This window comes from Streptomyces sp. NPDC004327, from assembly GCF_042873935.1.
GTDB lineage: Bacteria > Actinomycetota > Actinomycetes > Streptomycetales > Streptomycetaceae > Streptomyces.
Genome location: NZ_JBIAME010000004.1, coordinates 130,848 through 143,474 on the forward strand (window position 1 = coordinate 130,848; position 12,627 = coordinate 143,474).

The following is a 12,627-nucleotide window of genomic DNA, read 5'->3' on the forward strand; positions in this document are numbered from 1 at the left end:
TCTTCCGGGAGTGCCTGTATGCGTGAGTGCCGGTACGGGGGAGTGCCTACAGCTGTCCGACCGACGTCACGCGGACGATCGCCCGGCCCTCCTCGTCCGAGGCCGCCAGGTCCACCTCCGCGCTGATGCCCCAGTCATGGTCGCCGTTCGGGTCGGCGAAGGTCTGCCGGACGCGCCAGACGCCGTGCGCCGGGTCCTCCTCGATCGCCAGCAGCTTCGGGCCGCGCGCGTCCGGACCCGTACCGAGGTCGTCGTACTCGTCCCAGTACGCGTCCATCGCCTCGCCCCAGGCGTCCGCGTCCCAGCCGGACTCCGCGTCCATCTCGCCGAGCTCGTCGACGTGGTCGAGGGCCGCCAGCTCCACCCGGCGGAACATCGCGTTGCGCACCAGGACCCGGAACGCGCGGGCGTTCGCCGTGACCGGCTTGACCTGGTCGGCCTTCTCCTGGGCCTCCTCCGCGGACTCCACCTCCGGGTTGGCCAGCTGCTCCCACTCGTCGAGCAGCGAGGAGTCGACCTGCCGCACCATCTCGCCCAGCCAGGCGATCAGGTCCTCCAGGTCCTCCGTCTTCAGGTCGTCCGGGATGGTGTGGTCGAGCGCCTTGTACGCGCTCGCGAGATAGCGGAGCACGATGCCCTCGGTGCGCGCCAGCTCGTAGAAGGAGGTGAACTCCGTGAAGGTCATCGCCCGTTCGTACATGTCACGGATGACCGACTTCGGCGACACCGGGTGGTCGCCGACCCACGGGTGCGACTTGCGGTAGACGTTGTACGCGTGCCACAGCAGCTCTTCGAGCGGCTTCGGGTACGAGATGTCCTGGAGCCGCTCCATCCGCTCCTCGTACTCGACGCCGTCGGCCTTCATCTGCCCGACCGCCTCGCCGCGCGCCTTGTTCTGCATGGCGTGCAGGATCTGGCGCGGGTCGTCGAGCGTCGACTCGACGACCGACACCATGTCGAGCGCGTACGACGGCGACTGCGGGTCCAGCAGGTCGAAGGCGGCGAGCGCGAACGTCGACAGCGGCTGGTTGAGCGCGAAGTCCTGCTGGAGGTCGACGGTCAGCCGGATCGTGCGGCCCTCGGCGTCCGGCGTGTCCAGCTGCTCCACGACACCGCCGTCGAGCAGCGAACGGTAGATCGCGATGGCCCGGCGGATGTGCTTCAGCTGGTTGCGGCGCGGCTCGTGGTTGTCCTCCAGGAGCTTGCGCATCGCCTCGAACGCGTTGCCGGGGCGGGCGATCACCGAGAGCAGCATGGTGTGGGTGACCCGGAAGCGGGAGGTCAGCGGCTCCGGCTCGGCCGCGATCAGCTTCTCGAAGCTGGACTCGGTCCAGCCGACGAAGCCCTCCGGGGCCTTCTTGCGGACCACCTTGCGGCGCTTCTTCGGGTCGTCGCCGGCCTTCGCCAGCGCCTTCTCGTTCTCGATGACGTGCTCGGGCGCCTGCGCCACGACGAAACCGGCGGTGTCGAAGCCGGCCCGGCCGGCCCGGCCCGCGATCTGGTGGAACTCACGCGCGCGCAGCGTGCGCACCCGGTTGCCGTCGTACTTCGTCAGGGCCGTGAACAGCACGGTGCGGATCGGCACGTTGACGCCGACGCCGAGGGTGTCCGTACCGCAGATGACCTTCAGCAGACCCGCCTGCGCCAGCTTCTCCACCAGGCGCCGGTACTTCGGCAGCATGCCCGCGTGGTGCACGCCGATGCCGTGCCGTACGTAGCGGGAGAGGTTCTGGCCGAACTTGGTGGTGAACCGGAAGTTGCCGATCATCTCGGCGATCCGGTCCTTCTCCTCGCGCGAGCACATGTTGATGCTCATCAGCGACTGCGCCCGCTCCACCGCCTGCGCCTGGGTGAAGTGCACGATGTACACCGGCGCCTGCTTGGTCTCCAGGAGCTCGGTGAGCGTGTCCGTGATCGGCGTCAGCCGGTACTCGTACGACAGGGGCACCGGCCGGGTCGCCGAGCGCACCACCGAGGTCGGCCGCCCGGTGCGCCGGGTCAGGTCCTTCTCGAACATCGACACGTCGCCGAGCGTCGCCGACATGAGGACGAACTGCGCCTGGGGGAGTTCGAGCAGCGGGATCTGCCAGGCCCAGCCGCGGTCCTGCTCCGCGTAGAAGTGGAACTCGTCCATCACGACCTGGCCGATGTCCGCGTCCTTGCCGTCGCGCAGCGCGATCGACGCGAGCACCTCGGCGGTGCAGCAGATCACCGGCGCGTCCGCGTTCACGGAGGCGTCGCCGGTCAGCATGCCGACGTTCTCCGTGCCGAAGATCTTGCACAGGTCGAAGAACTTCTCCGACACCAGCGCCTTGATCGGCGCCGTGTAGAAGGTGACCTGGTCGTTGGCCAGCGCCGTGAAGTGCGCACCCGCCGCGACCAGCGACTTTCCCGAGCCGGTGGGCGTGGAGAGGATCACGTTGGCCCCGGAGACCACCTCGATCAGCGCCTCCTCCTGGGCCGGGTAGAGCGTGATGCCCCGGTCCTCCGCCCAGGTGGAGAACGCCTCGAAGAGGGCGTCGGGGTCGGCGGTCGGCGGCAGCTGATCGATAAGGGTCACGCCCCCATCTTGCCTGGATTCCGTTCGGATGAGGGAACCGGCCATCGGATCGAAGATCACGGACGATAGGCTGACCCGTCGGCCGGCCGCGCGGCCGGCCTGCCGACCGGCCGTCAACTGCGCGCCGGGGCACGAGGAAACGGCGACGCACGCCGTGCGGCGGCGGAGAGACGGGGCGGGAACGATCATGATGGGACCGGCGCACTCGCTGTCCGGAGCGGCGGCCTGGCTGGGCGTCGGAGCGGCGGCCGCGGCCTTCGACCACCCGATGCCCTGGCCGGTTCTCGTCGTCGGCGCGCTCATCTGCGCGGGCGCCGCCCTCGCCCCCGACCTCGACCACAAGTCGGCGACCATCTCGCGCGCCTTCGGCCCGGTCAGCCGCGGCCTGTGCGAGGTCGTCGACAAGCTGTCCTACGCCGTCTACAAGGCCACCCGCTCCTCCCACGACCCGCGCCGCTCCGGCGGCCACCGCACCCTCACCCACACCTGGCTGTGGGCGGTCCTGGTCGGCGGCGGCTGCTCGGTCGCGGCGGTCACCGGCGGCCGCTGGGCGGTCCTCGCGATCCTCTTCGTGCACCTCGTGCTCGCGGTCGAAGGCCTGCTGTGGCGGGCCGCGCGGATGTCCAGCGACGTCCTGGTGTGGCTGCTCGGCGCCACCAGCGCCTGGATCCTCGCCGGCGTCCTCGACCAGCCGGGCAACGGCGCCGACTGGCTCTTCACCGAGCCCGGCCAGCAGTACCTGTGGCTGGGCCTGCCGATCGTCCTCGGTGCCCTCGTCCACGACATCGGCGACGCCCTGACCGTCTCCGGCTGCCCGATCCTGTGGCCCATCCCGATCGGCCGCAAGCGCTGGTACCCGCTCGGCCCGCCGAAGGGCATGCGCTTCCGCGCGGGCAGCTGGGTCGAGCTGAAGGTCCTGATGCCGGTGTTCATGGTGCTGGGCGGAGTGGGCGGGGCGTCGGCGCTCGGCTATCTGTAGCGCTCGCCGTCTGTGGGAGGGCCGCACCGGAGGGATCCGGGGCGGCCCTTTTCGTATCCGGGATGACGGATGCGGGATGCGGGATGCGGGATGGCGGATCCCGGATCCCGGATCCCATATCCGGGATCCCGGATGACGGATCCGGTCTAGCCGTGCCAGGACCGCCACAGCGCCGCATACGCCCCGTCCGCCGCCACCAGCTCCTCGTGACTTCCCAGCTCGCTGATCCGGCCCTCCTCGACGACCGCGATCAGATCGGCGTCGTGCGCGGTGTGCAGCCGGTGCGCGATGGCAACGACCGTGCGGCCGTCCAGGACCTTGGCGAGGGAGCGCTCCAGGTGGCGGGCCGCGCGCGGGTCCAGCAGCGACGTGGCCTCGTCCAGGACCAGGGTGTGCGGGTCGGCCAGGACGAGCCGGGCCAGCGCCACCTGCTGGGCCTGGGCCGGGGTGAGGGCCAGGCCGCCCGAGCCGACCTCGGTGCCCAGGCCGCCGTCGAGGGCACCGGCCCAGCCGTCGGCGGCCACCGCCGCGAGCGCCGCCCACAGCTCCTCGTCCGCGGCGCCCGCCCGGGCGAGCAGCAGGTTGTCGCGGAGCGAGCCGACGAAGACGTGGTGCTCCTGGTTGACCAGGGCCACGTGCTCGCGCACCCGCTCGGCCGGCATCCGGGCCAGCTCGGCCGCGCCGAGCGTGACCGATCCCGTCCGCGGGGCGTAGATGCCCGCGAGCAGCCGGCCCAGGGTGGACTTCCCGGCGCCCGACGGGCCGACCAGGGCGAGCCGGGTGCCCGGGGCGACGTCCAGCGACACCCGGTGCAGCACGTCCACGCCGTCGCGGTAGCCGAAGCGCACCTCGTCGGCCCGGACGGCCCGCCCCTCGGGCCGTACCCGCTGGTCGCCGGAGGCGGGCTCGATCTCCCGGACGCCCACCAGGCGGGCGAGCGACACCTGGGCGACCTGGAGCTCGTCGTACCAGCGCAGCACGATCCCGATCGGGTCGACCAGCATCTGCGCGAGCAGCGCGCCCGTGGTCAGCTGGCCGACGTCGAGCCGGCCCTGGAAGACGAGGACGCCGCCGACGAGCAGCACGGAGGTGATGACGAGGGTGTGGGTGAGGTCGACGACCGGGAACAGCACCGTGCGGAGCCAGAGCGTGTACCGCTCCCATCGGGTCCACTCGGAGATCCGCCGGTCCGACAGCGCGATCCGGCGCGCGCCGAGGCGGTGCGCCTCGACCGTACGGCCCGCGTCCACGGTCTCCGCGAGGGCGGCGGCCACCGCCGCGTAACCGGCCGCCTCCGAGCGGTACGCGGCCGGCGCCCGCCGGAAGTACCAGCGGCAGCCCACGATCAGCAGCGGCGCGGCGACCAGCAGCGCGAGGGCGAGCGGCGGCGCCGTGACCGCGATGCCGCCGACGAGCAGCGCCGCCCACACCACGCCGACGACCAGCTGCGGCACGGCCTCGCGCATCGCGTTGGCCAGCCGGTCGATGTCGGTGGTGATCCGCGACAGCAGATCGCCCGTGCCGGCCCGCTCCAGGACACCCGGCGGCAGCGCGACCGAGCGCACCAGGAAGTCCTCGCGCAGATCGGCCAGCATCCGCTCGCCGAGCATCGCCCCGCGCAGCCGGACCAGCCGTGTGAACACGGTCTGGACCAGCAGGGCGACCGCGAACAGGGCGGCCGTGCGCCCCGGATGGAGCTCCCGGATCCCGGCGGACAGGTCCTCGACGACCGTGCCGAGGAGCCAGGGCCCCGCCATCGAGGCGATGACCGCGACCACATTGACCGTGACCAGGGCGGCGAACGCGCCCCGGTGACGGCGCAGCAGATCCCGTACGTACGCCCGGACCGTCGCCGCCGAGCCCACGGGCAGGGTGGTCGCGGACCGGGGAGCCGCCGGGTCGTATTCCGGCGGCGCGACGCCGATCATGCCGTTTCTCCTTCCAGCTCGCCGAGGCGGCCCAGTTCCTTGTCGAGGGTCAGCTCGTCGTCGGTCTCGCGGGTGACGACGGCCCGGTAACGGGGCTCGGCCGCGAGGAGTCCGCGGTGGGTGCCCATGGCGACCGCCGTGCCTCCGTCGACCAGGACGACCCGGTCGGCGACGTCGAGCAGCAGCGGCGACGAGGCGAGCACCACCGTCGTCCGCCCGGCCCGCAGCCGGCGGATCCCGGCCGCGACCCGGGCCTCGGTGTGCGAGTCGACCGCCGAGGTCGGTTCGTCGAGGACGAGCACCTCGGGGTCGGTGACCAGGGACCGGGCCAGGGCGAGCCGCTGGCGCTGGCCGCCGGAGAGCGACCGGCCGCGCTCGGTGATCCGGGTCCGCATCGGGTCGCCGTCCGTGTCCACGGACGCCTGTGCGAGGGCGTCGAGGACGTCCCCGCACTGCGCCGCCGCCAGCGCCCCGGCCACCGCGACCCGGCCCGACGCCGGCACGTCGAACAGCTCGCGCAGCGTGCCCGACAGCAGCACCGGGTCCTTGTCCTGGACGAGGACGGCGGCACGGGCGGCGGCGAGCGAGAGCCCGTCCAGGGCCGTGCCGCCGAGCAGCACCGAGGAGTGGTCCTCGGCCGGCTCCGCGGGATGGCCGCCGAGCCGGTCCGCGAGCCGCCCGGCCTCGTCCGGGTCGCCGCACACCACGGCCGTGAACAGCCCGGCCGGCGCGCGCACCCCCGTCACCGGGTCGTACAGCTCGCCGCCCGGGCGGAGCTCGCCGGCGCCGCCCGTCGCGGTGGTCGTCCGGCTCAGGGCCAGCACCCGGGCCGCGCGCTTCGCGGACGGCCGTGAGAAGGAGTACGCCATGGCGATCTCCTCGAAGTTGCGCAGCGGGTGGTGGGTGAGCGCCACCGCGCCGTACACGGTGACCAGTTCGCCGACCGTGATCCGCCCGTCGAGCGCGAGCCGCGCCCCGTACACGACGACGGCCGCGAGCAGCAGACCCGGCAGCAGCACCTGGATCGCCGCGATCAGCGCCCACATCCGGGCGCTGCGCACGGCGGCCCGGCGCACTTCCTGGGAGGCGGTCCGGTAGCGGCCGAGGAACAGCTCCTCGCCGCCGATGCCGCGCAGCACCCGCAGTCCGGCGACGGTGTCGGAGGCCAGTTCGGTGGCCCGGCCCGCCTTCTCGCGCTGTTCGTCGGCCCGGCGGGTGGCGCTCGGGAGCAGCGGCAGCGCGGCGAGCGCGAGCACGGGCACGCCGAGGGCGACGACCAGTCCCAGGTCCGGCTGGTAGAGCAGCAGCCCGGCGCAGACCAGGACCAGGGTGAGGGCGGCGGAAGCGAAGCGGGACACCGCCTCGACGAACCAGCCGATCTTCTCGACGTCGGCGGTGGACACCGCCACGACCTCGCCCGCCGCGACCCGCCGGGTCAGGACCGCGCCGAGTTCGGCCGTCTTGCGGGAGAGCAGCTGCTGGACGCGGGCGGCGGCGGTGATCCAGTTGGTCACGCTCACCCGGTGGACCATGGCGTCGCCGGTCGCGATGGCCACGCCGAGCACGACGAGCAGCCCGGTGCCGAGCGCGAGCCGGCCGCCGTCACGGTCCACGACCGCCTGCACGGCGAGGCCGACGCCCAGTGGCAGCCCGGCGATGCCGAGCTGCAGGAGCATCCCCCACAGCAGGCACTTCAACTGCCCGCCGAGCTGGCTGCGTCCGAGCCAGAGCAGGAACCGCGGTCCCGAGCGGACGTCCGGCACTCCTGGGTCGGCGTAGGGAAGGTCTTTGATCTGCATGACGCCCCAAGCGTTTCGACGGGGGCCTCGAGGGCCTGTCCGGCGGATCAGGCCCAAGCACCCCGGACCCTGCAAGGTTTCCTCCGCGAGCCACCCTCCGGCAATCGATTTTCTGGCAACTGCGAACAGATCAGGCCAAGCCGGGCCCACGCCCTCTGGACCGCGTCACCCGGCCCGCGCTTCACTCACGACCCATGAGACAACGGAAGATCATGAGCATGATCGGCGGCCTCACCCTGGCCGCCGGACTGCTGCTCGCCGCCCCCGCCACCGCCGGTGCGGACGAGGCCCCCGCGACCCCGCCGGCCGAGTTCACCACCGACTGGCACGACCCGGTCACCGCGGCGCCGCCGATCGACACCCCGGGCACCCGCAGCTGCGAAGTGACGCTGGCCGAGAACCAGTTCCGCGACTTCACGCCGTACAAGGGGAGTTACACCCCGCCCAAGGAGTGCGGCACGCGCTGGAACAAGGTCGTGCTCCGGCTCGACGGGAAGGTGAAGGGCCGGCAGTACGACCGGCTCGGCTACCTCACCGTCGGCGGCGTCGAGATCCTCCGTACCTCCACCCCCGAGCCCTCGCCCGAGGGCATCGCCTGGTCGGTGGAGAAGGACGTCACCCGCTACCGCGACACCCTCAGCCGTCCGCAGTCCGTCGAGATGCTCATCGGCAACGTCGTCAACGACACCTACACCGGCGTCCTGGACGTCCGGGTCACCCTCACCTTCTACACCGCCCAGGGCAAGGTGAAGCCGGCCGCCACCCCCGACCGGGTGCTGCCGCTCACCGGCGACGGCCTCACCACCCCGCGCAACACCGAGCGGATCCTCGCCGAGGTGTACGCCACCGGCTCCGGCGGCGGCTGCGAGGAGTTCTGGTACCTCACCGTGCCCGACGCCGCCCCGTACTCCTGCAAGGCGAGCGACGGCCCGTACCGCGAGGTGCAGATCAGCGTCGACGGACAGCTCGCCGGCATCGCCGCCCCGTTCCCGCACGTGTGGACCGGCGGCTGGTCCAACCCCTTCCTCTGGTACGTGACCCCCGCGCCGCGCGCCTTCGACGTCCAGCCCGTCGTCTACGACCTCACGCCCTTCGCCGCCGTCCTCAACGACGGCCGCGCGCACCGCGTCGAGGTCTCCGTGGCCGGCGTCCCGGCCGGACAGAGCGGCTGGAGCGTCCCCGCCAACGTGCTGCTGTGGCAGGACAAGGGCAGTGCGGTCGTCACCGGCGGCCTGGACCGCCACGAGGCCGGCACCCTGCGCAACGCGCCCGTGTACACGGCCGGTTCGGCCGGCACGCCCGACGTCCTGCAGACCACGGGAGGGCACACGCTCACCGTCGCCGGCCATCTGAACACCTCGCACGGCCGCGTCGACACCACCGTCACCCGCACCGTCGACCACCGCTCCACCCACCGCTGGGGCGCCGACGAGAACCCGGACGCGCTCGCCGCCCGCTGGAGCGACGACGAGACCGTGACCGTCGGCCGGACCGCGACCCGCACCCACCGCACGTTCACCATGGACGGCGAGATCAGCGTGGACGCCGCCAACCGGCTGCGGACCGTCCTCACCGTCGGCGACCGCGCCGACGTCGCCGTCGTGCGCGGCGGCAAGCGGCTGTCCTGGTCGCGGCTCGACGACACCTACACCGGCGACGCCGCCTTCAACCTCGGCGTCCCGCGCGAGCAGCGCCACGCCGTCGGCACCAGCGAGGAGCGCTACCGCCTGTACGGCTCAGAGGGCTGCTACGACCGGACCCTGAAGACCGCCCAGGGCACCCTGATCGAGGACGCGCGCCGCTGCTGAGCACCGGTGTCCGGGCCCGGGAGCGCCCCGGGCCCGGACACCGCGCCCCTGCCGGCCGGCGGCTCACGGGCGGGTGGCGCGCTCCAGTTCCTGGAGCACCGAGTGGTACGTACGGCCGGTGGCCCGTTCCATGCCGATCTCGCACATCCGGTTGGCCGACAGATGCGCGTCGAAGGGCCGGGCCGTGACCTCGGCCGCCTCGCGCGCGGTGGCCGAGGCCGTCAGCTCCGGATGCAGCATGCCCCGGTCGCCCGCGAAGGCGCAGCAGCCGGCGTCGACCGGCACCACGACCTCCTGGGCGCACGCCTCGGCGAGCCGGCGCAGCTGCTCCTCGTCGCCCAGGTGCCGCATGGAGCAGGTGGGATGGAGCACGGCGGAGCGGACCCGTTGGCGCACGTCGAGCCGCGGCAGCAGTTCGTCCGCCGCCCACACCAGCGAGTCGACGACCGTCAGCTCGGCGTGCAGCTCCCGGTTGTCGTCGCTGAGATACGGCACCACCTCGCGCGCGAGGCCGAGCGCGCACGAGGACGCGTCGACGACCAGCGGCAGCCGGCCCCCGGCCGTCCAGCCCCAGGCGGCCTCCACGACCCGGTTCGCCATCACCTCGTCGCCGCGCTCGTAGCCCTTGGAGTGCCAGATCGTCGCGCAGCAGGTGCCGGCCACGTCGTCCGGGATCCACACCGGCCGCCCGGCGCGGGCCGACAGCGCCACCACCGCCTCCGGCAGCGACGGGCCCACGTGTCCCTCCGGATCGCCGAAGATCCGGTTGACGCAGGCCGGGTAGTAGACGGCGACGGCGGCCGGCCGATGGGTGCGGGGGAGCCGGCGGGCGGCCGGGCCGGGGAGCTCGGGCAGCCATTCCGGTACGAGATCGGGCCGCACGGCCTTGCGCGCGAGGCCCGTCGCCGACTCCGGGAACCGGTCGCCGGCCTTCTTCCCGGCCGCCACCGCGAGCCGCGCGGCGGCCTCCACGGCCCGGAAGTGCCGGGCGGCGAGCGCGGCGGTCCGCTCCTCGCGCGGCGAGTGCCGCTCGTGCCGGAACCGCCTCATCAGCGCACCGGTGTCGATGCCGACCGGGCAGGCCAGCCGGCACGTGGAGTCTCCGGCGCAGGTGTCGACGGCGTCGTAGCCGTACGCCTCCAACAGGCTGGTCTCGACCGGCGATCCGTCGGCCTGCCGCATCATCTCCCGGCGCAGCACGATCCGCTGGCGCGGGGTCGTCGTCAGATCGCCGCTGGGGCAGGTGGGTTCGCAGAAGCCGCACTCGATGCACGGATCGGCGACCGGCTCCACGGTGGGGATGGTCTTCAGGCCGCGCAGATGCGCCTGCGGGTCGCGGTCGAGCACGACCCGGGGCGCGAGCACGCCGTCCGGGTCGATGACCTCCTTCGTCCGCCACATCAGCTCGGTCGCCTTGGGCCCCCACTCCAGCTCCAGGAACGGCGCGATGTTGCGGCCGGTGGCGTGCTCGGCCTTCAGGGAGCCGTCGAAGCGCTCCACCGTCAGCTTGCAGAACTCGTCCATGAAGGCCGCGTACCGCTCCACGTCCGCCGGGTCACCGGCGTCGAAGGCGAGCAGGAAGTGCAGGTTGCCGTGGGCGGCGTGACCGGCGACGGCGGCGTCGAAACCGTGCCGGGCCTGGAGTCCGAGCAGCTCCGCGCAGGCCTCGGCGAGCCGGGCCGGCGGCACCGCGAAGTCCTCGGTGATCAGCGTCGTACCGCTCGGGCGGGAGCCGCCGACGGCCGTCACGAACGCCCTGCGGGCCGTCCAGTACCCGGCGATCGTGCCCGCGTCGCGCGTGAAGGCGTTGGCGACGGAGGCGACCGGCGCCACCAGCTGCAGGTCCGCCATGACCCGCGCGGCGGCCTCCTCGTACGCCGCGAGCGCGGTCTCGTCCGGCGCCCGGAACTCCACGAGCAGCGCCGCCGTCTCCTTCGGCAGCTCCGCCCAGTCGGCGGGCACCCCGGGCACCCGCACCGAGGCCCGCAGGGTGTTGCCGTCCATCAGCTCGACGGCGAGCGCGCCCGCGTCGTTGAAGCGGGGCACGGCGGCCGCCGCGGCGGGCAGCGACGGGAAGAAGAGCAGCGCCGTGGCGGCCTTCCGGTCCAGCGGGAGGGTGTCGAAGACGAGCTCGGAGAGGAAGCCGAAGGTGCCCTGCGAGCCCACCATCAGACCGCGCAGGATCTCGACGGGGGTGGCGCCGTCGAGGAAGGCGTCGAGCCGGTAGCCGTTGGTGTTCTTGATGGCGTACTTGGCGCGGATCCGGGCCGTGAGCTCCGGGTCCGCCTCGATCTCCGCCTTGATGCCCAGGAGCCCCGCGCACAGCCGGGGATCCGCCCGCGCCAGCTCCTCGTCGGCGGCCGGGTCGGCGGTGTCGACGACCGTCCCGCTCGGCAGCACGAAGGTGAGCGAGGCGAGGGTCCGGTAGGAGTTGCGGGTGGTCCCGGCCGTCATGCCCGAGGCGTTGTTGGCGACCACGCCGCCGAGCGTGCAGGCGATGGCGCTCGCCGGGTCGGGGCCGAGCACCCGGCCGTGCGGGGCGAGCGCCGCGTTCGCCCGGACCACGGTCGTACCGGGCCGGATCCGGGCCCGCGCGCCGCCGTCCAGGACCTCCACGCCCGCCCAGTGGCGCCGCACGTCGACCAGGATGTCCTCGCCCTGCGCCTGCCCGTTGAGGCTCGTCCCGGCGGCCCGGAACACGACCTCGCGGCCCTTGCCGTGCGCGTACGAGAGGACCGCCGACACGTCGTCGACGTCCTCGGCGACCACCACCACCTGCGGCACGAAGCGGTACGGGCTGGCGTCCGAGGCGTACCGGACCAGGTCGGAGATCCGCCCCAGCACCTTCTTGGGACCGAGGAGCGCCACCAGCTCCTCCCGCAGGTGCTTCGGCGTGCCCCGGGCCTGCAGATCGGGCACCCGGTCGGGCGCCGCCCGCCGCTTCGTACCGGCACGCAGGGACTGCGGGTTCGGTTCCAGTACGGGCATGGCCACGGCTCCCCTCCGGCGCGAGCCGCGCCCGGGAGCCTGCCCGCCGGTCCCGCGCGCCCGGCGGTCCCGCGCACCCGGCCGGGTCTCAGCAGGCGCGCTCCGGGCCCTGGTCGACCAGGGTGGACAGCAGACCTCCGAGCACCTCGCGCTGTTCGACGGTCAGTGGGGCCAGGATGTCCTCTGCGGCGGCGCGGCGCGCGCTGCGCAGCTCCCTCAGCGTGTCGCGGCCGGCGTCGGTGAGCTCGATCCGCACCACCCGGCGGTTCACCGGATCGGGCACCCGCCGCACCCGGCCGCTCGCCTCCAGGGCGTCGACCAGGCTGGTCACCGCGCGCGGGACCACCTCCAGCCGGGCCGCGAGATCGGCCATCCGGGGCGGCTCCTCGTAGTGCACGACCGCCCGCAGCAGCCGGAACTGCGCGGGCGTGATGCCGGCCGGCTCCAGATACCGCTTGTGGAAGCGGTGCAGCCGACGGGTCAGGCGGAGCAGCTGCTCGGCGAGGACACCGTCGGGGTCGGGGGAGTCGGGGCGGGCCGGGGTGCTCATACGGGAACAATATCA

General features: G+C 73.4%; 7 protein-coding genes. 2 read left to right on the forward strand and 5 right to left on the reverse strand.

Annotation, left to right across the window (positions count from 1 at the left end; translation table 11 throughout):
• Nucleotides 1–46: 46 nt before the first annotated feature.
• Entirely contained in the window at nt 47–2,620 is a 2,574-nt protein-coding gene (locus tag ACFYU9_RS14910) for a DEAD/DEAH box helicase (RefSeq protein ID WP_389344871.1), read from the reverse strand.
• Nucleotides 2,621–2,747: 127 nt separating this feature from the next.
• On the opposite strand from ACFYU9_RS14910, the gene ACFYU9_RS14915 reads away from it, so the two are divergent.
• Entirely contained in the window at nt 2,748–3,539 is a 792-nt protein-coding gene (locus tag ACFYU9_RS14915; protein WP_389217365.1) for a metal-dependent hydrolase, read from the forward strand.
• Nucleotides 3,540–3,685: 146 nt separating this feature from the next.
• On the opposite strand, the gene ACFYU9_RS14920 is transcribed toward ACFYU9_RS14915, so the two are convergent.
• Both ACFYU9_RS14920 and ACFYU9_RS14925 read right to left on the reverse strand, forming a co-directional pair.
• Nucleotides 3,686–5,467 carry an ABC transporter ATP-binding protein gene (locus tag ACFYU9_RS14920; RefSeq protein ID WP_389344873.1) on the reverse strand — a complete coding sequence of 594 codons (1,782 nt, stop codon included), beginning with the start codon at nt 5,465–5,467 and terminating at the stop codon, nt 3,686–3,688.
• The gene (locus ACFYU9_RS14925; protein ID WP_389344875.1) at nt 5,464–7,266 is read right to left on the reverse strand and encodes an ABC transporter transmembrane domain-containing protein; all 1,803 of its coding nucleotides are present in this window, start codon (nt 7,264–7,266) and stop codon (nt 5,464–5,466) included. The genes ACFYU9_RS14920 and ACFYU9_RS14925 overlap by 4 nt, the downstream gene beginning before the upstream one ends.
• Before the next feature lie 194 nt (nt 7,267–7,460).
• Here ACFYU9_RS14925 and ACFYU9_RS14930 point away from each other — a divergent pair, with 194 nt between their 5' ends.
• Nucleotides 7,461–9,074, forward strand: coding sequence for a peptide-N4-asparagine amidase (locus tag ACFYU9_RS14930; protein ID WP_389344877.1), 1,614 nt, complete (start codon nt 7,461–7,463; stop codon nt 9,072–9,074).
• A gap of 63 nt (nt 9,075–9,137) precedes the next feature.
• Here ACFYU9_RS14930 and ACFYU9_RS14935 read toward each other — a convergent pair whose 3' ends face one another.
• A complete protein-coding gene (locus ACFYU9_RS14935; protein ID WP_389344879.1) occupies nt 9,138–12,062 on the reverse strand; it encodes an FAD-binding and (Fe-S)-binding domain-containing protein in 2,925 nt (974 codons plus the stop codon).
• Between the two features lie 88 nt (nt 12,063–12,150).
• Nucleotides 12,151–12,612 (reverse strand): MarR family winged helix-turn-helix transcriptional regulator, encoded by a 462-nt coding sequence (locus ACFYU9_RS14940; protein WP_389217377.1) that lies wholly within the window; start codon nt 12,610–12,612, stop codon nt 12,151–12,153.
• Nucleotides 12,613–12,627: the final 15 nt, after the last annotated feature.

Excerpts from the sequence above, each read along its gene's own strand:
- ACFYU9_RS14925 (WP_389344875.1), bottom strand. The coding sequence starts at position 7,266 with ATGCAGATCAAAGACCTTCCCTACGCCGACCCAGGAGTGCCGGACGTC.
- ACFYU9_RS14920 (WP_389344873.1), bottom strand. The coding sequence starts at position 5,467 with ATGATCGGCGTCGCGCCGCCGGAATACGACCCGGCGGCTCCCCGGTCC.
- ACFYU9_RS14935 (WP_389344879.1), bottom strand. The coding sequence starts at position 12,062 with ATGCCCGTACTGGAACCGAACCCGCAGTCCCTGCGTGCCGGTACGAAG.
- ACFYU9_RS14915 (WP_389217365.1), top strand. The coding sequence starts at position 2,748 with ATGATGGGACCGGCGCACTCGCTGTCCGGAGCGGCGGCCTGGCTGGGC.
- ACFYU9_RS14930 (WP_389344877.1), top strand. The coding sequence starts at position 7,461 with ATGAGACAACGGAAGATCATGAGCATGATCGGCGGCCTCACCCTGGCC.
- ACFYU9_RS14940 (WP_389217377.1), bottom strand. The coding sequence starts at position 12,612 with ATGAGCACCCCGGCCCGCCCCGACTCCCCCGACCCCGACGGTGTCCTC.